The sequence below is a fragment of the Streptomyces sp. NBC_00727 genome, from assembly GCF_045161745.1.
Taxonomy (GTDB): domain Bacteria; phylum Actinomycetota; class Actinomycetes; order Streptomycetales; family Streptomycetaceae; genus Streptomyces.
Genome location: NZ_CP108981.1, coordinates 2,444,909 through 2,463,252, shown reverse-complemented (window position 1 = coordinate 2,463,252; position 18,344 = coordinate 2,444,909). Strand labels below are relative to the sequence as shown.

The following is an 18,344-nucleotide window of genomic DNA, read 5'->3' as shown; positions in this document are numbered from 1 at the left end:
CACGACCGCCCGGGAACGCCACCCATGTTCCCGGGTAGGCGCTATCAGCCGGTAACCACCGGCGGCACTCCATCCGTATCCGGGGGGGATCAGGACCTGATCCGCGGCCGTAAGGCGCGGATCGGCGTGGAGAAAGGCGCAACCACATGACATCGGCGCAGATCGACGACAAAGGGCAGGACGGCCCGCACGCCGCAGCCGCGGATGCCACCACCTCCGCCGAGGGCTACCAGAGAGCACTCGGCGCCCGCCAGATCCAGATGATCGCGATCGGCGGGGCCATCGGCACCGGGCTCTTCCTCGGCGCCGGCAAGGCCATCGCGAAAGCCGGACCCAGTCTCATCCTGGCCTACGCCATAGCCGGCCTGGTCATCTTCTTCATCATGCGCGCCCTGGGCGAACTCCTCATGTACCGCCCGGTCTCGGGCTCCTTCTCGGAGTACGCACGCGAATTCATCGGCCCCTTCGCGGGCTTCGTCACCGGCTGGACGTACTGGCTGTTCTGGGTCGTCACCGGAATCACCGAGGTCACCGCGGCCGCCCAGTACATGACCTTCTGGTTCTCCATTCCGCAATGGGTCTCGGCCCTGGTCTTCACGATCATTCTCTACGGCGTGAACCTCATCTCCGTAAAGCTCTTCGGAGAGCTGGAGTTCTGGTTCTCCATGGTCAAGGTCACCGCCATCGTCGGCATGATCCTCATCTGCGCCGGAATCCTCACCCTCGGCTTCTCCGACGCCGGGGACACCGCGAGCGTCAGCCACCTCTGGTCCGACGGCGGCTTCTTCCCGCACGGCATCAAGGGCACCCTGATGACCCTGCAGATCGTGATGTTCGCCTTCCTCGCCGTCGAACTCGTCGGCGTCACCGCCGGCGAGTCCAAGGACCCCAAGACCGTCCTGCCCAAGGCCATCAACACCGTGCCCTGGCGCATCGCCGTCTTCTACATCGGCGCCCTGATCATGATCCTCTCGGTGGTGCCCTGGACCGAGTTCACACCGGACGTCTCCCCGTTCGTCGAAGCCTTCAAGAAGATGGGCCTCGGCGTCGGCGCCGGCATCGTCAACTTCGTCGTCCTGACCGCCGCGCTCTCCTCCTGCAACTCCGGCATGTACTCCACCGGCCGCATGCTGCGCGACCTCGCGCTCAACGGCCAGGGCCCGAAGTTCTTCACCCGCCTCACCCGCAGCGGCACCCCGCTCGTCGGCACCACCTTCTCCGCGGCGCTCATGCTCGTCGGCGTCTGGATCAACTACCAGTGGCCCGGCGACGCCTTCACCTACGTCGTCTCCTTCGCCACCATCTCCGGCATGTGGGCCTGGATCATGATCCTCGTCAGCCAGATCCGCTACCGCCGCCTGGCCGAGCGCGGACTGCTCCCGCAGTCCACGTTCCGCGCCCCCGGAGCCCCGTACACCAGCGGCTTCGCCCTGGCGTTCATCGCCGTGGTCATCGTGATGATGGGCATCGACAAGGACGCCAGGATCTCGCTGTACTGCGCCCCGCTGTGGGCCCTGATCCTCGGCGTCTCCTACCTGGTCCTGAAGTCCAGGAACCCGGAGGGCAGGGCCTTCGCCGAACGCGTGAAGCGCTGACGCGTACGCCCGAGACGTACGCCCCCACCAGCGACGTTCCACGATGCGGGCCCCCGCGTACCACCCCTCGGTACGCGGGGGCCCGTCGTCCTATCCTGGGCGCCATGCTGACCATCACCCAGACGCTGTACGACCAGATCGTCGCGCACGCCCGCGCCGACCACCCCGACGAGGCGTGCGGCGTCGTCGCCGGACCCGCCGGCAGCGGCCGCCCCGAACGCTTCATCCCCATGCTCAACGCCGCCCGCTCGCCCACGTTCTACGAGTTCGACTCGGCCGACCTGCTCAAGCTCTACCGCGAGATGGACGACCGCGACGAGGAGCCCGTGATCGTCTACCACTCGCACACCGCCACCGAGGCCTACCCCTCGCGCACCGACGTCACGTACGCAAACGAGCCCGGCGCCCACTACGTGCTCGTCTCCACCGCGGACACCGACGACGCCGGCCCCTTCCAGTTCCGCTCGTACCGCATCGTGGACGGCGAGATCACCGAGGAGGAGGTCGCGGTCGTCGAGGCGTACCCGGCGGCCTGACCACACCGGCAGCGGCGGGACAGGGCCGCGCACCCCGGCCCTGTCCACCCACCGAACGCCAAGCATCCACCAGGTGAGATCACACTCCGAATCCCCGGCCGGGAATCGATACGATGACCGCATGGTTCCCCATGACGTGAGTGACAAGACGCCGGGCTCGCTGCTCGTGGCGCGCCTGCACGTCGACCTGTGCCGCCTCTCCAGCGCGATCTGTACGAACCACCGGCCCGCCGCCGGCCGCGAGGCCTGAGCCGGGCCACCCCCGGCGCCGCCGACCGCCCGGGCGCCACCGCACCACGTACCGACCCCCGCGCGAGGGCCAAGCAGCACGCCCCACGCCCACCGCCACCACTCCGCTTCGACAGGAGCCCACGCCATGGCCATCGAGGTCCGCATCCCGACCATCCTCCGCACCTACACCGACGGCGCCAAGGCCGTCGAGGGCCAGGGGGACACCCTCGCCGACCTCTTCACGGACCTGGAGAGCCGCCACACCGGCATCCGGGAGCGGATCGTCGACGGCGACCAGCTGCGCCGCTTCGTCAACGTCTACCTGAACGACGAGGACGTCCGCTTCCTGGACGGCATCTCCACCAAGCTCACCGACGGCGACAGCATCACCATCCTCCCGGCCGTCGCCGGCGGCATGAACTGATGCGCTTCGACAGCCCGCTCGCCGCGGTGGGCAACACCCCGCTCGTCCGCCTGCCGCGGCTGTCACCCTCGGACGACGTCCGCATCTGGGCCAAGCTGGAGGACCGCAACCCCACCGGCTCGATCAAGGACCGCCCCGCGCTCCACATGGTCGAGCAGGCCGAGAAGGACGGCCGGCTCACCCCCGGCTGCACCATCCTCGAACCCACCAGCGGCAACACCGGCATCTCCCTCGCCATGGCGGCCAAGCTCAAGGGCTACCGCATCGTGTGCGTCATGCCGGAGAACACCTCCCAGGAACGGCGCGACCTGCTCGCCATGTGGGGCGCCGAGATCATCTCCTCCCCGGCGGCCGGCGGCTCCAACACCGCGGTCCGCGTCGCCAAGGAACTCTCGGCCGAACACCCGGACTGGGTGATGCTCTACCAGTACGGCAACCCCGACAACGCGGGCGCCCACTACGCGACGACCGGCCCGGAGATCCTCGCCGACCTCCCCTCGGTCACCCACTTCGTCGCGGGCCTCGGCACGACGGGCACCCTCATGGGCGTCGGCCGCTACCTGCGCGAACACGTCGAGGGCATCAGGATCGTGGCCGCCGAGCCGCGCTACGACGACCTCGTCTACGGCCTCCGCAACCTCGACGAGGGCTTCGTCCCCGAGCTCTACGACGCGTCGGTCCTGACCACCCGCTTCTCCGTCGGCTCCGCGGACGCCGTCACCCGCACCCGCGAACTCCTCCAGCAGGAGGGCATCTTCGCGGGCGTCTCCACCGGGGCGGCGCTGCACGCCGCGATCGGGGTCGGCAACAAGGCGGTGAAGGCGGGGGAGACCGCGGACATCGTGTTCGTCGTGGCCGACGGGGGCTGGAAGTACCTGTCCACCGGCGTGTACACCGCGCCTACCACGGAGGCGGCGATCGCCGCGTTGCAGGGCCAGCTCTGGGCGTAGCCGTTTCCGGGGGCGCTGCCCCCGGACCCCCGCTCCTCAATCGCCGGAGGGGCTTGATTGTGCCCCCGTTGCCGCAGATCTGCGGCAACGGGGGCTTTTTCATTCGCGCCGCGAAACCCAGCCCGGCTGCGAAACCCAGCCCCGCCGCGAAACCCAGCCCCTCCGGCGTTTGAGGAGCGGGGTCCGGGGCAGCGCCCCGGTTTAGGGAAGGGGCGGGTAGGGGAACAGGCCCGCCGCAGGCGCCCCCACCACCCGAACCGGTGACAGCGCAGGTGAGTTCCCCCACAACGACCCGCCCCAAAGGAGCGACCCGCTCCCCCGCGCCTTACGCTCAACAAACCGCACCGCGAGAACCGCACGAACCCTCCCCGTTCCCACGTCTCGGAGGTTCACGCTCCATGAAGCTCACCGTCGTCGGCTGCTCCGGCTCGTTCCCCTCCACGGGATCGGCATGCTCGAGCTACCTCGTAGAGGCCGACGGCTTCAGGCTGCTCCTCGACATGGGCAACGGCGCCCTCGGCGAGCTGCAGCGCCACGTCGGTCTCTACGACCTCGACGCCATCTTCCTCAGCCACCTGCACGCCGACCACTGCATCGACATGTGCGCGTACTTCGTCGTCCGGTACTACCCGCACGGCGGCGACCGCCCTGCCCGCATCCCGGTCTACGGCCCGGACGGCACGGAGCAGCGGCTCACCACCGCGCACGCGGACACCCCGTCCGACCACGCGATGAGCGAGGTCTTCGACTTCCACACGCTGAAGCCGGGATGGTTCGACATCGGCCCCTTCTCGGTGCGCACGGAGAAGCTCCGCCACCCGGTCGACACGTTCGGCATCCGCATCGAGCACGGCGGCTCCTCGCTCACGTACTCCGGGGACACCGGCACCTGCGAGGCGCTGGACGAGCTGGCCGAGGGCACCGGCCTCTTCCTCTGCGAGGCGTCGTTCGTGCACGGCAAGGAGGACATCCCGGACCTCCACCTCAACGGCCGCGAGGCCGGCGAGGTGGCCGCCCGGGCCGGCGCCGGACGCCTGGTGCTCACCCACATCCCGCCGTGGACCGACGCCGAACGCAACCTCGCCGACGCCCGCGAGGTCTTCGACGGCCCGGCGGAACTCGCGGCGCCGGGCGCGGTGTACGAGATCTGAGCGGTGCCGCTCGTACGCGTACGACGAAGCCCTCACCTTCCGCCGGGAAGGTGAGGGCTTCGGGCTGTCGGGCCGGACCTACTTGGTCAGGTCCTCGACCTCTTCCTCGGGCTCGCGGCCCGGGGTGGTGAGGTTGAACTTGGTGATGGCGAAGCGGAAGACCACGTAGTAGATCACCGCGAAGACAAGACCGATCGGGATGATCAGCCACGGCTTGGTCGCCAGGTTCCAGTTCAGCGCGTAGTCGATGAAGCCGGCCGAGAAGGTGAACCCGGCGTGGACACCCAGGGCCCAGGTGACGGCCATCGAGATCGCGGTGAGGACCGCGTGGATCGCGTACAGCAGCGGCGCGATGAACATGAACGAGAACTCGATCGGCTCGGTCACACCGGTGACGAACGAGGTCAGGGCCAGGGAGACCATCATGCCCATGACGGCCTTGCGGCGCTCGGGGCGGGCGGAGTGCGCGATGGCGATGGCGGCGGCCGGGAGGCCGAACATCATGATCGGGAAGAAGCCCGACATGAACTGGCCGGCGGTCGGGTCGTGGGCGAAGAAGCGGTTCAGGTCACCGTGCACGATGGCGCCGGTGGCGTCAGTGAAGTCACCCAGCTGGAACCACGAGACCGTGTTGACGAACTGGTGCATACCGACGGGGATCAGCGCGCGGTTGATCAGGCCGAAGAGGCCGGCACCGAAGGAGCCGAGACCGGTCATCCACTCGCCGAAGTTGGATATGCCGTCGCCGATGGGCTCCCAGACCAGGCCGAAGAAGACACCGAAGACCACGCCGACGAAGGCCATGATGATCGGGACGAGGCGGCGGCCGTTGAAGAAGCCGAGCCAGTCCACCAGCTTGGTGCGGTGGAACTTCTGCCACAGGATCGCGGTGACGAGACCCATCAGGATGCCGCCGAGGACGCCCGGGTTGTTGTACGTGGCGGCCGTGTCCGCGCCCTTCTGGACCACCGCTTCGGTGACCGGGAAGGCCTTGAGCACATTGCTGTACACCAGGAAGCCGACCAGTGCCGCGAGGGCGGTCGAGCCGTCCGACTTCTTGGCGAAGCCGATGGCGACACCGATGCAGAAGAGCATCGGAAGGTTGTCGAAGACCGCGCCGCCGGCAGTGGCGAACACGGACGCGACCTTGTCCCAGCCGAGACCGTCGTCACCGAAGACGTCGGGCTGGCCGAGGCGGAGCAGAATGCCTGCCGCCGGCAGCACCGCGATCGGCAGCTGCAGGCTGCGACCCACCTTCTGCAGGCCCTGGAACAGGCCGGAGCCCCGCTTCTTCGCGGGGGCCGCCGTAGCGGTGGCCGTACTCATCAACTTCCTCCAGTAAGCAAGGCGCCGCCGGGGACAGGGGGTTTTGGGTGGGCGACGACTCGAGGAACGGGACGCGTAGGCGTCACGTGGTCTGGACCACTGAGTGGTGTAGACCAGTTGTAGCACGGTGAGGGATAGATAAGGAACCTGCGATTTGCGACTACTTCGCAGCAGCCTCCGCATACGCACCGTGACATGCGAAAAGCCCCCGGACCGCATGGTCCGGGGGCCGCGCTCACAAGGTCAGTGACCTTGCATAAAGGCTACTTCGTGAGGTTCCTCTCGATGTCCTCCTCCACCTCCTCGGGCTCGCGGCCCGGCGTCGGCAGGTTGAACTTGGTGATCGCGAACCGGAAGATCACGTAGTAGACGACCGCGAAACAGAGCCCGATCGGGATGATCAGCCAAGGCTTCGTATCGAGGTGCCAGTTGACGACGTAGTCGATCAACCCCGCCGAGAAGCTGAACCCCGCGTGCACGCCCAGCGCCCAGGTGACGCCCATCGACACACCGGTCAGGATCGCGTGCACCCCGTACAGCAGAGGGGCGACGAAGAGGAACGAGAACTCCAGCGGCTCCGTCACACCCGTCACGAACGACGTCAGCGCGACCGACAGCATCAGCCCGGCCACCTCCTTGCGCCGCTCGGGCCGCGCCGTGTGCGCGATGGCCAGCGCCGCCGCGGGCAGCCCGAACATCATGATCGGGAAGAAGCCCGAGGTGAACTGCCCGGCGGACGGGTCCCCGGCGAAGAAGCGGGAGATGTCGCCCTGGACCGTGCCTCCGTCGGCCCCGGTGTAGTCGCCCGCCTGGAACCAGAAGAACGTGTTCAGGAACTGGTGCATGCCGATCGGGATCAGCAACCGGTTCGCGAACCCGAAGATCGCCGCGCCCCACGCACCCAGGTCGATCAGCTGCTTGGCGAACCAGGTCAGCGCGTCGCCCACCGGCTGCCACAGCAGCCCGAACAGCACGCCCAGGATCACGCAGAGGAAGGCCATCAGGATCGGGACCAGCCGGCGGCCGTTGAAGAAGCCGAGCCAGTCGACCAGCTTCGTGCGGTGGTAGCGCTGCCAGACCACGGCCGTCAGCAGACCGATGATGATCCCGCCCAGCACGCCCGGATTCTGCGGCACCCCCTCCGGGACGTCCTTGGTCACCGAACCGTCCACCGGGAACGCCGTCAGCACCCCCCGGTAGACCAGGAAGCCGGCGACGGCCGCGAGCGCGGTCGAGCCGTCCGCCTTCTTCGCGAAGCCGATCGCGACACCGATGCAGAAGAGCAGCGGCAGGCCCAGCTCGCCGTCGAGGATCGCGGTTCCGCCGTTGAGGAGGACCTTCGCGAACTTGTCCCAGAAGGCGCCGTGCAGGGAGGAGTCGAAGAGATTGCCGAGGCTGACCAGCAGACCCGCCGCAGGAAGCACGGCCACCGGCAACTGCAGGCTGCGGCCGACCTTCTGCAGGCCCTGGACCGGCCCGTTCCACCACTTCCGCTGCGGTACTGCGGCCGCGTTCGAACTCATCGGCATCCTCCCGGGACACGCCTGGTTTGGCGGTTGTCGCAAACTGGTGTAGACCAGTCGCGATACGGTGCGGAGCCCGGCCGTGAGGCAGGACGCCGGTGATCGTCATCATTGAGGACCGTGCGGTTGCCCGCCCGTGAAGTTGGGCCAACCGTGCGTTACCGTGACGAAACGGACCCGTGGTGGGCCGTCCCACACACATGAGGAACCAGGGAGAAGGCCATGGCCAGCAAGGCTGAGAAGATCGTCGCCGGGCTCGGCGGAATCGAGAACATCGAAGAGGTCGAGGGCTGCATCACCCGCCTCCGCACCGAGGTCATCGACCCCAGCAAGGTCGACGAAGCCGCGCTCAAGGCCGCCGGCGCCCACGGCGTCGTCAAGATGGGCACCGCGATCCAGGTCGTCATCGGCACCGACGCCGACCCCATCGCGGCCGACATCGAAGACATGATGTGACGACCGCCTGAACCCCGCCCCGCAGGCCCCGCCCACCCCGGACGGGGCCTGCGGCGCACCGGAAAACGAGGCCCCCGCCACCCGATAGGCTCGGCGCCATGTCTCGTATCGACGGCCGCACCCCCGACCAGCTCCGCCCCGTCACCATCGAACGCGGATGGAGCAAGCACGCCGAAGGTTCCGTACTCGTCTCCTTCGGCGACACCAAAGTCTTCTGCACCGCCTCCGTCACCGAAGGCGTGCCGCGCTGGCGCAAAGGCAGCGGCGAGGGCTGGGTCACCGCCGAATACTCCATGCTGCCCCGCTCCACCAACACCCGCGGCGACCGCGAATCCGTACGCGGCAAGATCGGCGGCCGCACCCACGAGATCAGCCGCCTCATCGGCCGTTCCCTGCGCGCCGTCATCGACTACAAGGCCCTCGGCGAGAACACCATCGTCCTCGACTGCGACGTCCTCCAGGCCGACGGCGGCACCCGCACCGCCGCCATCACCGGCGCCTACGTCGCCCTCGCCGACGCCATCGCCTGGGCCCAGGGCAAGAAGATCATCAAGCACGGCCGCAAGCCACTGACCGGCACCGTCTCCGCCGTCAGCGTCGGCATCGTCGACGGCACCCCCCTCCTCGACCTCTGCTACGAGGAGGACGTCCGCGCCGAGACCGACATGAACGTCGTCTGCACCGGCGACGGCCGCTTCGTCGAGGTGCAGGGCACCGCCGAGGCCGAGCCCTTCGACCGTACGGAACTCAACGCACTGCTCGACCTCGCCACCGCCGGCTGCGTCGACCTCGCACGGCTCCAGAACGAGGCCCTGGCCACCACGCTCGGCGCCTGAGCCCGCCTGAACTCACCGCCCGAAAAGGCAAAGAAGCAACCAAGTCCCGGCCGACGGCGTCGATACGCATACGGGCGCACGGATCGAACCGTGCGCCCGTCCGCGTATCCGCACCCGGGGAGGGACCCACCATGGCCACGCGCCACCGGCACCACCGCACCGCACTGGCCGTCACCGCCGCACTCATCACCGTCACCGCGGCGGCGGGCTGCGGCGCCCTCGACAAGACACTCGACTGCGTACGCACCGCCGACGCCATCGCCACCAGCGTCGACAACCTCCGCCAGGCCGTCTCCAACGCCTCCGACGACCCCACCCAGGCATCCGAGGCCCTCGACGACATCCAGAAGGAACTCGGCAACCTCGGCGACAAGACGGACGACGCCGACCTGGGCAAGGCCGTGGACGACCTCCAGGCAGGCGTCACCAACGTCCGCGACGCCATCGACAACGGCGACGCGACCCCGGACATCACCCCCGTCACCGACGCCGCCGGCGAGATCGCCAAGGTCTGCACCCCCTGACGCGAAGAGTCCCGGCGACACATGGCCGCCGGGACACCGACGGGACCTCAGGACGAGGCGAGCCCCTTCCAGAAGACGTAGTGGTGACCGGCCGCGAAGTCCGTCCGCCCGATGTTCCCGGACGCGAGCCGCTGCACGTACTCCCCACCGTTCGTGAACCGCTGCCACGCCGGCAGCCCCGGACCGCCCATCCGCCCGGTGCTCGCGAACCGGCTCCAGTACCCGACCACCGTGTCCGACAACTCCGCCTGCGCCGCGTCCAGCGGCTCGAAGAGCTCGTTCTCGAACAAGTAGGCGAGGTCGGTCATGTGGCTCGTACCCAGGGAGAAGCTCGCCGGACGCGGCACCCCCCGGAAGTACGGAGCCGACTCCTCGGCGAACTCGTACGCGTACACCGACGTATGCCGCGCCAGCGCCCGCTGCGTGTCCAGCGCCGCCGTCGACCACTCCGAATCCGTGAGCGCCGCCGACAACGCCACAGCCGGAGCCGGATACCGCTCCGCCGGGTACTCGGCCAGCACCGCCGGGGCGTCCGCCTTGAACCGCTCCGCCACCTTCTCCGCGTACCTCTCGGCGGTCATCGGCCGGCCCGTCGAAAGCTCCTCCATACCGGCCAGCCCGCTCATCTCGTCACGCGTCGAACCGTGCAGCACCGGCACCCGCGCGAACCGCCCCGCCGCGATCGCCCGCGACGGCGCCTCCGGCACCACCTCACCGTCCACCACCGGCCGGAACCCGTCATGACCCGACGCGGACGCCTTGACCAGGTCGGCCGTCGACAGGCCCCGCAAGCAGGAGTCGACCTCCTCCCCGTCCTTGCACCCGGCCGCCGCGACGACGGCCTCGCCCTGCTCCTCCGCCCGCGCCCGCGTGAACGAACCGTCCGGCCCGACGCACCCCGCGCTCTGCAGGATCGCCTTGTGGAACAGCCCCCGCGCCCCCGGTGACACCATATGGGCGCACACGCTGTAGGCCCCGCCCGACTGCCCCATGAGCGTCACGTTGTCCGCGTCGCCACCGAACGCACCGGCATTGCGCGCCACCCACCGCAACGCCGCCTGCTGGTCGAGCAGCCCCAGATTCGCCGGAGCGCGCAGACCGGGCGCCGACAGGAACCCGAACGCCCCCAGCCGGTAATTGACCGACACCACCACCGCACCCTGCCGCGCGGCCGCCAGCTTCGCCGCGCCGTAGCTCGCCCCGTCCCCGTACGCGAAGCTCCCGCCGTGGATCCACACGATCACCGGCCGGGGCCGCGCCGACCGCCCCGCCGGCGTCGTCACATTCAGATACAGGCAGTCCTCGCTGCCGCCGCCCGCGATCGAGATGGGCTGATCCGTCGGTTGCGCGCACGCGCTCCTCGGGGCGCGGGCATCCAGCGTGGCCGACCACGGCCGGACCGGCTGCGGCTTCTTCCACCGGAGCTCGCCGGTCGGCGGAGCCGCGTACGGGATGCCCTGGAACGTACGCACCGTGCCGGTGACCGTCCCCTGCACGGGGCCTTCGGCGGTCACCACCCGGGAGGGGAGACGGCGCTCCGAGGCGTCGGCGACCGGCGCCAGTGCCGCCGTGGCGAGTGCCGCGCCGACGACGGTCGCGGCGAGGGCGGTGACACGGGACTTCAGGGGACTCATACGGACTCCAGAGCTCGACGTGATCTTCGGTGCGCCAACGGGGCCAACATAGCCAGCAGTTGGGCGAACGTGCAAGACGCTTGTATGAGGCGATCGCGCAAAACGTCTGCGTCAGGCGGTCGCCCCACGCCCTCGGACGGCCCTAGGATGCGGCGCATGAGTATGGGAAACCGGGAAAAGCTGCTGGAAGCGGCCAGGAAGTGCCTCTTCGAGAAGGGGTACGAGCGCACCACCGTCCGCGACCTCGCCTCTGCGGCCGGCGTCAGCATGGCGGCCATCGGCTACCACTTCGGCTCCAAGGAGGCCCTGCTCAACCAGGCACTCTTCGAGGCGCTCGACTCCGGCGGGCAGGCATTCGGGCCGGCCGAGCGGGACGGCGACCCCGGGGCGCTCTGGAGCCGCCTCATCGAGGCGTTCTCAGCCAACAAGACGTTCTGGCTGGCGAACCTGGAGACGATCCTGCGCGCCCAGCGCGACCCGGAACTGCGCGAGCAGGTCGCCGCCGGGCTGCGGCACGGGCGCAGCGGCATGGCGTACGAGGTCACGGGCACGCCCGAGGACGAACTCTCCGAGGAGACCGTGCGCACCCTCGGGTCCGTACAGCTCGCCCTGGTCGGCGGCCTGATGATGCAGCACATCACCGACCCGGAGTCGGCCCCCACCGCCGACGAGGTGCTGGCCGGCATCCGCGCCCTGGCCGCCTGCCTGCCCGACGAGGCGTGAGGCCGGGCCCGGCGATACTGGTCGCATGACCCGTCTCATCCTCGCCACCCGCAACGCCGGGAAGATCACCGAACTCCACGCGATCCTCGCCGACGCCGGCCTCACCCACGAACTCGTCGGCGCGGACGCGTATCCGGAGGTCCCCGACGTCAAGGAGACCGGCGTCACCTTCGCCGAGAACGCCCTGCTCAAGGCCCACGCCCTCGCCCAGGCCACCGGCCACCCCGCGATCGCCGACGACTCCGGCCTCTGCGTGGACGTCCTCGGCGGCGCCCCCGGCATCTTCTCGGCCCGCTGGTCCGGCACCCACGGCAACGACCGCGCCAACCTGGACCTGCTCCTCGCCCAGCTCGGTGACATCTCCGACCCCCACCGCGGGGCCTACTTCGCCTGCGCCGCCGCCCTCGCCCTCCCGGACGGCACGGAACGCGTGGTCGAGGGCCGCCTGACCGGCACCCTCCGCCACGCTCCCGCCGGCGGCTACGGCTTCGGCTACGACCCGATCCTCCAGCCGGACGGCGAAACCCGCACGTGCGCGGAACTGACCCCGGCCGAGAAGAACGCGATCAGTCATCGCGGGAAGGCGTTCCGGGCGCTGGTGCCGGTGGTGCGGGAGCTGGTGGGCTGACGCACTGATGCCCGGCCCCGCGAACGGGGCCGGGCACCTTGCTGTCGGTACGCCCGGTCGGATTCGAACCGACATACACGGCCACCTAAAGGCCGCCGCTCACCGATGGCGTACGGGCGCATACCGTCGCAAGCCTACCGCCTCGGGGTGGCTCAGTGGGTGCGTTTGGAGAATGTCGCTGTTTGGCTGTGGCACGAGGGGCAGAGGTAGCGGAGGTTTCGGAGTTGGTTGTCCGACCTGTCGCCATTGATGTGATCGATCTCCAGGACGAGGCGTTTCCCCCGCCACGACTCGCCGGTTCCGCATACCGCGCAGGCGCGTGGAAGCCCCACGTCGTCGAGCGCGCGTCTCAAGAGGGAAGTCCGGGCTCGGGAGGCGCCGTCCCCCAGGACGAGGATCTCCTCAGCCGGTTTGCGGTTCGGGGAGCGCGTCCCCGCCGAGTGGCCTTGCCCGACGAAATGAGTAGTCGACAGTTGGTATCTCGCGATGTCCCGCTTCAGGCGGATGCGAGCGCCGCCGTTGTCGACGTGTCCCAACGCCTTCAACACGGCGGCGAGGCTCCCGGACTCGGCAACCGCGGTTTCCAGCTGCTCGCGCGGGACGGAGGGCGCCCCGTGCCTGCGCCCGCTGGTGAAGTGGGACGTATCTATGCCGAGTCGATCGAGCTTCGCCCGCACGTATCCGTACGGGCTGTCGCTGGGCGGCAAGCCCATGTACTCGAACATCTCTCTGATGCTGGACGAGTTGGCGGCCGCTTCGGCGAGGAGCGCGGACGTGTAGGCCGTGCGCGCCCGTTCGGGAAGAGGTTCATCCACGAAGTGGGAGGTGTCGATGCCGTAGTGCCGGAGCCGGTCGCGTACGTATCGGCATGTGCGGCTGCCCAGTGGCGCGTCGAGCCCACGTACCAGATCGACAAGACTGGTCGCCGTGGCTGCGGCCTTTTCGAGGACACTGCGTGTGTACTTGCCGCTCACGCCGTCCTCGTCCGGTTGCGTCCGCGGTAAGTATCGGTTGCCGCGTGGCAGTTGGGACACAGGGTGCGGAGATTCGCAGGACGGTTGTCCCACCAGTCGCCGTTGATGTGATCGACTTCAAGTCGAAGTGGCTGACCCTGCCACTCGCCCGGGTTGTCGCACTCTGCGCACGCGTCGATCACCCCCGTGTGTACCAGTTCTCGGCGCAGCCGTTCGCCGGGGGTCCGGCCGTCGTGCGGGTCGCCGAGAACAAGGGGGTTCCCGCGAGCTCCCTTGGGGCGGCGTGGTGGCGTGCGCACGAAGTGGGATGTGTCGATGCGGAGAGCGGCGATGCGGCGGCTGATATGCGTGTGATTTCCCCCCACCGGATTGATGCCGAGACGGCGCACGACCTCCGCCACGCTCGTGGAATTGGCCACCAGATCGCGCAGCCTCTCTTCGGTGTGACGCACCCTCGTGTCGGCGAAGTGCGAGACATCCACACCCCACTCCGCGACCTTCTGCCGCAGGTAGCTCCGCGCTCCCGGAGTCGGCGTTCCGCCGCACCACCGCACGGCGTCATTGATGTTCGTCGTCATGCGCGCCGCCTCTTCAAGCAGCTCGCGCGTGTACCGAACCCGCACGTTCCCCTCCGCATCCGGCCGCCCGTTCGCGGCCTCGTACGGAGTAACGAACCGGTTATCGGAACGTCACGTCCGATATCCGACAAGATGCGGAACGGCCCGTACCGCTTCGAGGGGAAGCCGTACGGGCCGGGCCGCAATTCCTCCCGCGCTGCCGGTTCAGCTCCGCTTCGCCCAGTAGTCCACCAGCATCTCGGTCGGCCAGGCGGGCTCACGGACCACGCCGAGCGGCCCCATCGCGGTGAAGAACGGTGACACGTCGTAGATCTTTGTGCCGACCACCGCGTCCAGATCGGTCACCCGAAGCCGAAGGCCGTCAACTTCCAGCAGACGAGGGAAGCTCTGAGCCAGCTGGTTGGGGCGCCGATGGTTGCGGTGTGCGAACGTTCCCGTGGCCGGCCACTGCGTGTTCCCCCGCGGGCTCCGTGCGTGGTACTCGACATCGTCAGGTGATGCCTGGTCGAAGTGCCACACCACCACCAGGTGGGAGAACTCCTCCAAACCCTGCACGGAGTCGATGGGGAACTCTGTCTTGTCGAGCTGGATCACGGACTCGACACCGCCCCAGTAGTCATCGGTCACCTCGGTTCGGCCAGCGACGACTTCCCCGATCGGAATGATCTCCAAGGCCATGGTCCCGTCCTCTCGACTCGGATGTACGGACGCTGTCGATCAACCTACTTGGGCGAGATACGAGGCCGCGCGGGCGTCGAGGACCCCCACCGCAGGGATGCCGCGTTTGCGGTAGGGCGACAGGAGATGCCGCATGTCGACGACTCTCTGCCTGGCGCGACCGGAGTAGATCCCGTCCTCCATCGCGTCCAGAACGCTGGCCCACGTTGCGCATGCCTCTTCCACGCCGCCCTGGGCGATCTGCGTCGCGCCCATATACCCGAGGGTGACCGCGTGCGTGCGCCGGAACGCAGCACCGCGTGTACGTACGGAACGGCGAAACTCCTTCACTGCCCGCTGGTGGTCGCCCATGTCACGCAATGTGCAGGCCGTCTCATGGGCGAGGGATGCCTCTCCGAAGAAGAACGTCCGGTCAGGCTCCTTGATCCCGTCATGTGCGTTGGAGAGGTCGTCTTCGGCTCGCAACAGAGCCTTAGCCGCCCGGTCGTTGTATCGGTTCGCTGCGAGAGCCCGTGCGTGCACCACGCCCAGGAGCGCTCGTTCTCGCGGGGTGGCGGCTGCGTACCGCTGGCCGTGCACAGAAGCCTGCGCGAGTTGAAGAGCTTCATGACGAAACCCCATGTCGAGCGCTTGGTGGGCCATGGCTCTCAGGATGTGCCCGCTCAAGGGTGCGTCGCCGGATCGGGCTGCCAGTTTCACCGCGATGCTGAATCGCTGGAGGGCAACAGCATGCTCACTGTTGTCGAAGGCCATCCAGCCTGAGACGCTGTTGTCTTTCCGAGTCTGACGACTGTGTTTTCGCTGGTCAGGGGTAGGGCGGCGTTGATGTGGGAGTGATGGGTCGTCGTTTCGTCGCTCTCGTGGAGGTCGCGGATGCCGTCGGTTGTCGGACTGCTGGAACAGCACGAGCTTGCCGCTCGTCGTCGTGTGGACGGGCTGCGTGAGGAAGCCGACCGTATCCAGGCCGAGCTCGCGATGGCCGAGCAGGAGTGGTCGGAGTGGACGATCGCCCGCGAGCGTGTCGGTGCGGTGCTGTCCGCGCCGGGCGGTGACTCAGCCGGCGTGGTCGCCACCGACGTGCCAGAGGGGGCCGTGACGGAAGCCGAGGTGGAGGCGTCTGCGCCTCTGGTGGTGAAGGCGAGGTCACAGGTTCCGGTGTGGCGCGAGGGGCTGGACTGGACGGCACTGTCGGTGGACTACCAGCGCATCCTGGCCGCGCTCGAGGATCAGGTCCGTCTCGGTCAAGGGCCGCTGACCTGTCAGGAACTGGCCGCCGCGTTCGGCATGGATGTGGTGTCGGCCAAGGTGGAGGGCTGCGGTCGAAGGCGAAGCGCCTGGTCGCGCGGGGCTGGCTGGCCGAGCCGGCACCGGGCCGGTTCACCCTCGCGCGGAGCGTGAGCGGGCCAGGCGGCGGGTCATGATCATGGTCATCGACCAGTAGATCATCGCCTCGGAGCTGGTGGTGGATCGTTCGAAGTCGCGTGCCAGGCGGCGGCTTCGCATCAGGTGGGCGAAGAGCCGCTCGACGATCCACCGTTTGGGCAGCACCACGAATCCGCGCATGTCGTCGCTCCGCTTGACGATGGCCAGGACCAGCGCGAGGGCGGTCAGGCAGTGCTTGACGAGGCTGCCGGTGTAGCCGCCGTCGGCCCAGACGAGTTCCAGCCGGTGATGAGCGCCGGCCACCTGGGCGAGTAGTTCCTTCGCGGCAGCGCGGTCGCCGATGTCCGCGCTTGTGACCATCACGCCCAGCAGCAGGCCGAGGGTGTCGACCACCACGTGCCGCTTGCGGCCGTTGATCAGCTTGCCGCCGTCGAAGCCGCGGCTGTCGGCGCCGACGACGGCGTCCGCCTTGACGGACTGCGAGTCGATCACGCCGGCCGTCGGTTCCGCGTCCCGGCCCGCTTCCTCGCGGACCCGGCCGCGCAGCCGGTCGTGGAACTCTCTGACCAGCGCGTGGTCGCGCCAGCGGCGGAAGAACGCATAGACCCGGTCCCACGGCGGGAAGTCGGCCGGCATCGCCCGCCACTTCGTTCCGTTGTCGACCAGATAGCGGATCGCATCCAGTATCGCCCGGTGGCAGTACGCCTCCGGCTGCCCGCCCCGACCTCGCATCCACCCCGGCACCGGCAGCAGCGGCCGGACCACGGCCCACTCCGCGTCCGTCATGTCCGAGGGATACCGCCGAACACGCTCTGGATGGTCGGCCGCATTCCCGAACCGGTGAGCGACACAATCACACGACAGGGCAGCCGAGTTGAACTTCACCGGCGCGAGCACGTACAACTGCGGCAACAGGGTCTCCTGGATCTCGGTTGGCTTCGCAACCCCGAGCTACCAAGAGGCCCTGCCTTCATGCCCACAGCCGGCCACGGTCACCCGAACGAGACGCCCGTTCGACGCCCACCCCTCACGATCGGAACGACAACAGCTACTGACACCCTCGCAAGGCGCTTCCCGCTCGTGGCCCGCCCACGTCCTTCATGTCTTCCACTGCCTCAGCGCATCCAGGCCCTTTCCCTCCTCGCCGACTCCGCGGCAGCTCAAGGCGACCTCGGCAAGGCGTCCACCGTTTACAACCAAGCCGCTTTGGTTGCCTCCGACACCGGTGACACGGACACGGCCCGCGCCTGGTGCCGACAGCATGCTGCGGCCTATCTAAACGCGGCCCCCCTCGGAGCCGCAGACGCGATCCGAGCCTTGGAGCCCGTCGCCAACCTCGCCCGACTTCAACTCCGGACCGGTAACGCAGACGCGGGGTACCAACAACTCGAGTCCCTTTTCGATGCTGTCGCTGCTGGCCAGTCCGCGCCCATTTACGGCGTGACCGTTCCCGCGAACCTCGTGTCCACGGCACAGGACCGCCGCGAAGTCACCACTTGGCTGTGGGCCGTCCTACTGGCCGACGGGACCCGCGCACTGACCAGTGCCGGCCGCTGGGGCGAAGCGCTGTCACACGTTCAACGCCATCGCGGTCTTGGTCGCCGAATGCTCGACGGGCGGCAAGTAGCTGTGCTTACAGCGCTGTTGAACGCGGACACAGCGCACGCCAAGCATCTGCTGATCCACACGGAACCGGGCGACGTCTGGGAAGCCGCTGTCACGGACTGCCTGACGGTCCTCTGCCTCCGCAGCAGCGGCCTGGAATGGCGGCGCTCTCTGCGTAACCTCGTCGACGCCTACCTCGCTCTTCCTGACCATGAAGGGCTGGCAGCCTGCCGATCTCGACTTGGGCTGGTGATTCTGGACTTGGTGGGCTCACCAGAGAACTCCGCTGCCAGGGAGATCGTGGCCGATCTCTGCCGCCGCGCCGCGGGAACCGGGGACGGCTACGCCGCACGCGATGCGCTCTCACACCAGTTCACCCGCGAACTGGCCATGGACGGCGAAATGAAGGCATGCCTTCGGCTCCTCAGCTCCTGCGCGCTCAGTGCCGGAGAACTGCCCGCCCAGGAGCGGGCCCAGCTCGCCGAAGCCGTGCGCCGAGGCGATCGAACGATCCGCGCGCGGTTCAGGTCTGCCAAGACATCGGAGACTCTCTGATGGCCGAGCACCCCGTGCGCGCTCTTCGACGCGG

The 18,344-nt window shown here is 68.7% G+C and carries 21 protein-coding genes and 1 tRNA gene; 13 read left to right on the top strand and 9 right to left on the bottom strand.

What is annotated here, in order from left to right; all coding sequences use genetic code 11:
• Positions 1-146: 146 nt before the first annotated feature.
• The 6 genes from OG242_RS10975 (at position 147) to OG242_RS10950 (ending at position 4,887) form a co-directional block, all read left to right on the top strand.
• Positions 147-1,595: an amino acid permease gene (locus tag OG242_RS10975; RefSeq protein WP_405897976.1), complete on the top strand. Its 1,449-nt coding sequence runs from the start codon at positions 147-149 to the stop codon at positions 1,593-1,595.
• A gap of 104 nt (positions 1,596-1,699) precedes the next feature.
• Positions 1,700-2,131, top strand: a complete 432-nt coding sequence (locus OG242_RS10970) for a Mov34/MPN/PAD-1 family protein (protein ID WP_132902030.1) — start codon at positions 1,700-1,702, stop codon at positions 2,129-2,131.
• Positions 2,132-2,252: 121 nt separating this feature from the next.
• Positions 2,253-2,381, top strand: a complete 129-nt coding sequence (locus OG242_RS10965) for a putative leader peptide (protein WP_256333043.1) — start codon at positions 2,253-2,255, stop codon at positions 2,379-2,381.
• Between the two features lie 126 nt (positions 2,382-2,507).
• Positions 2,508-2,786: a MoaD/ThiS family protein gene (locus tag OG242_RS10960; RefSeq protein ID WP_405897975.1), complete on the top strand. Its 279-nt coding sequence runs from the start codon at positions 2,508-2,510 to the stop codon at positions 2,784-2,786.
• Positions 2,786-3,736, top strand: a complete 951-nt coding sequence (locus tag OG242_RS10955) for a PLP-dependent cysteine synthase family protein (RefSeq protein WP_405897974.1) — start codon at positions 2,786-2,788, stop codon at positions 3,734-3,736. Before OG242_RS10960 ends, OG242_RS10955 begins: the two co-directional genes overlap by 1 nt.
• 398 nt (positions 3,737-4,134) lie before the next feature.
• Positions 4,135-4,887, top strand: coding sequence for an MBL fold metallo-hydrolase (locus OG242_RS10950; protein ID WP_405897973.1), 753 nt, complete (start codon positions 4,135-4,137; stop codon positions 4,885-4,887).
• Between the two features lie 78 nt (positions 4,888-4,965).
• Here OG242_RS10950 and OG242_RS10945 read toward each other — a convergent pair whose 3' ends face one another.
• Both OG242_RS10945 and OG242_RS10940 read right to left on the bottom strand, forming a co-directional pair.
• Positions 4,966-6,213, bottom strand: a complete 1,248-nt coding sequence (locus OG242_RS10945; protein WP_405897972.1) for a PTS transporter subunit EIIC — start codon at positions 6,211-6,213, stop codon at positions 4,966-4,968.
• Positions 6,214-6,476: 263 nt separating this feature from the next.
• Positions 6,477-7,736 carry a PTS transporter subunit EIIC gene (locus OG242_RS10940; protein WP_405897971.1) on the bottom strand — a complete coding sequence of 420 codons (1,260 nt, stop codon included), beginning with the start codon at positions 7,734-7,736 and terminating at the stop codon, positions 6,477-6,479.
• Positions 7,737-7,958: 222 nt separating this feature from the next.
• Here OG242_RS10940 and OG242_RS10935 point away from each other — a divergent pair, with 222 nt between their 5' ends.
• The 3 genes from OG242_RS10935 to OG242_RS10925 all read left to right on the top strand — a co-directional run bounded on the left by OG242_RS10935 (position 7,959) and on the right by OG242_RS10925 (position 9,552).
• A complete protein-coding gene (locus OG242_RS10935) occupies positions 7,959-8,192 on the top strand; it encodes a glucose PTS transporter subunit EIIB (protein WP_018517946.1) in 234 nt (77 codons plus the stop codon).
• 98 nt (positions 8,193-8,290) lie between these two features.
• Positions 8,291-9,028, top strand: coding sequence for a ribonuclease PH (rph, locus tag OG242_RS10930; RefSeq protein WP_405897970.1), 738 nt, complete (start codon positions 8,291-8,293; stop codon positions 9,026-9,028).
• 131 nt (positions 9,029-9,159) lie between these two features.
• The gene (locus OG242_RS10925; protein ID WP_405897969.1) at positions 9,160-9,552 is read left to right on the top strand and encodes a hypothetical protein; all 393 of its coding nucleotides are present in this window, start codon (positions 9,160-9,162) and stop codon (positions 9,550-9,552) included.
• A gap of 47 nt (positions 9,553-9,599) precedes the next feature.
• On the opposite strand, the gene OG242_RS10920 is transcribed toward OG242_RS10925, so the two are convergent.
• Positions 9,600-11,186, bottom strand: a complete 1,587-nt coding sequence (locus OG242_RS10920; RefSeq protein WP_405897968.1) for a carboxylesterase/lipase family protein — start codon at positions 11,184-11,186, stop codon at positions 9,600-9,602.
• Between the two features lie 156 nt (positions 11,187-11,342).
• On the opposite strand from OG242_RS10920, the gene OG242_RS10915 reads away from it, so the two are divergent.
• On the top strand, positions 11,343-11,909 hold the full coding sequence (locus OG242_RS10915; RefSeq protein ID WP_405897967.1) for a TetR/AcrR family transcriptional regulator: 567 nt from the start codon (positions 11,343-11,345) through the stop codon (positions 11,907-11,909).
• Positions 11,910-11,934: 25 nt separating this feature from the next.
• Positions 11,935-12,537, top strand: coding sequence for an RdgB/HAM1 family non-canonical purine NTP pyrophosphatase (gene rdgB / locus OG242_RS10910; RefSeq protein WP_405897966.1), 603 nt, complete (start codon positions 11,935-11,937; stop codon positions 12,535-12,537).
• 48 nt (positions 12,538-12,585) lie between these two features.
• Here the strand turns inward: rdgB and OG242_RS10905 are convergent.
• From OG242_RS10905 to OG242_RS10885, 5 genes are all read right to left on the bottom strand, one after another.
• Positions 12,586-12,657 (bottom strand) — tRNA-Leu (locus tag OG242_RS10905).
• A 32-nt stretch (positions 12,658-12,689) separates the two neighbouring features.
• Entirely contained in the window at positions 12,690-13,511 is an 822-nt protein-coding gene (locus OG242_RS10900; RefSeq protein ID WP_405897965.1) for an HNH endonuclease, read from the bottom strand.
• Positions 13,508-14,089, bottom strand: coding sequence for an HNH endonuclease (locus OG242_RS10895; protein WP_405897964.1), 582 nt, complete (start codon positions 14,087-14,089; stop codon positions 13,508-13,510). The genes OG242_RS10900 and OG242_RS10895 overlap by 4 nt, the downstream gene beginning before the upstream one ends.
• Before the next feature lie 204 nt (positions 14,090-14,293).
• Positions 14,294-14,767, bottom strand: a complete 474-nt coding sequence (locus OG242_RS10890) for a TrmO family methyltransferase (protein WP_405897963.1) — start codon at positions 14,765-14,767, stop codon at positions 14,294-14,296.
• Positions 14,768-14,806: 39 nt separating this feature from the next.
• Positions 14,807-15,520 (bottom strand): hypothetical protein, encoded by a 714-nt coding sequence (locus OG242_RS10885; RefSeq protein ID WP_405897962.1) that lies wholly within the window; start codon positions 15,518-15,520, stop codon positions 14,807-14,809.
• Between the two features lie 120 nt (positions 15,521-15,640).
• On the opposite strand from OG242_RS10885, the gene OG242_RS10880 reads away from it, so the two are divergent.
• Positions 15,641-16,165: a hypothetical protein gene (locus OG242_RS10880; protein WP_405897961.1), complete on the top strand. Its 525-nt coding sequence runs from the start codon at positions 15,641-15,643 to the stop codon at positions 16,163-16,165.
• Here OG242_RS10880 and OG242_RS10875 read toward each other — a convergent pair.
• The gene (locus tag OG242_RS10875) at positions 16,145-16,936 is read right to left on the bottom strand and encodes an IS5 family transposase (protein WP_405897960.1); all 792 of its coding nucleotides are present in this window, start codon (positions 16,934-16,936) and stop codon (positions 16,145-16,147) included. The two genes, OG242_RS10880 and OG242_RS10875, sit on opposite strands and share 21 nt — an antisense overlap.
• 654 nt (positions 16,937-17,590) lie before the next feature.
• On the opposite strand from OG242_RS10875, the gene OG242_RS10870 reads away from it, so the two are divergent.
• The gene (locus OG242_RS10870) at positions 17,591-18,310 is read left to right on the top strand and encodes a hypothetical protein (protein WP_405897959.1); all 720 of its coding nucleotides are present in this window, start codon (positions 17,591-17,593) and stop codon (positions 18,308-18,310) included.
• The last annotated feature ends 34 nt before the right edge of the window (positions 18,311-18,344 follow it).

Coding starts and splice junctions, on each gene's coding strand:
- OG242_RS10885 (WP_405897962.1), bottom strand. CDS start 15,520: ATGGCCTTCGACAACAGTGAGCATGCTGTTGCCCTCCAGCGATTCAGC.
- OG242_RS10960 (WP_405897975.1), top strand. CDS start 2,508: ATGGCCATCGAGGTCCGCATCCCGACCATCCTCCGCACCTACACCGAC.
- OG242_RS10945 (WP_405897972.1), bottom strand. CDS start 6,213: ATGAGTACGGCCACCGCTACGGCGGCCCCCGCGAAGAAGCGGGGCTCC.
- OG242_RS10970 (WP_132902030.1), top strand. CDS start 1,700: ATGCTGACCATCACCCAGACGCTGTACGACCAGATCGTCGCGCACGCC.
- rph (WP_405897970.1), top strand. CDS start 8,291: ATGTCTCGTATCGACGGCCGCACCCCCGACCAGCTCCGCCCCGTCACC.
- OG242_RS10965 (WP_256333043.1), top strand. CDS start 2,253: ATGGTTCCCCATGACGTGAGTGACAAGACGCCGGGCTCGCTGCTCGTG.
- OG242_RS10920 (WP_405897968.1), bottom strand. CDS start 11,186: ATGAGTCCCCTGAAGTCCCGTGTCACCGCCCTCGCCGCGACCGTCGTC.
- OG242_RS10915 (WP_405897967.1), top strand. CDS start 11,343: ATGAGTATGGGAAACCGGGAAAAGCTGCTGGAAGCGGCCAGGAAGTGC.
- OG242_RS10950 (WP_405897973.1), top strand. CDS start 4,135: ATGAAGCTCACCGTCGTCGGCTGCTCCGGCTCGTTCCCCTCCACGGGA.
- OG242_RS10880 (WP_405897961.1), top strand. CDS start 15,641: ATGCCGTCGGTTGTCGGACTGCTGGAACAGCACGAGCTTGCCGCTCGT.
- rdgB (WP_405897966.1), top strand. CDS start 11,935: ATGACCCGTCTCATCCTCGCCACCCGCAACGCCGGGAAGATCACCGAA.
- OG242_RS10975 (WP_405897976.1), top strand. CDS start 147: ATGACATCGGCGCAGATCGACGACAAAGGGCAGGACGGCCCGCACGCC.
- OG242_RS10895 (WP_405897964.1), bottom strand. CDS start 14,089: ATGACGACGAACATCAATGACGCCGTGCGGTGGTGCGGCGGAACGCCG.
- OG242_RS10925 (WP_405897969.1), top strand. CDS start 9,160: ATGGCCACGCGCCACCGGCACCACCGCACCGCACTGGCCGTCACCGCC.
- OG242_RS10890 (WP_405897963.1), bottom strand. CDS start 14,767: ATGGCCTTGGAGATCATTCCGATCGGGGAAGTCGTCGCTGGCCGAACC.
- OG242_RS10955 (WP_405897974.1), top strand. CDS start 2,786: ATGCGCTTCGACAGCCCGCTCGCCGCGGTGGGCAACACCCCGCTCGTC.
- OG242_RS10940 (WP_405897971.1), bottom strand. CDS start 7,736: ATGAGTTCGAACGCGGCCGCAGTACCGCAGCGGAAGTGGTGGAACGGG.
- OG242_RS10875 (WP_405897960.1), bottom strand. CDS start 16,936: ATGACGGACGCGGAGTGGGCCGTGGTCCGGCCGCTGCTGCCGGTGCCG.
- OG242_RS10935 (WP_018517946.1), top strand. CDS start 7,959: ATGGCCAGCAAGGCTGAGAAGATCGTCGCCGGGCTCGGCGGAATCGAG.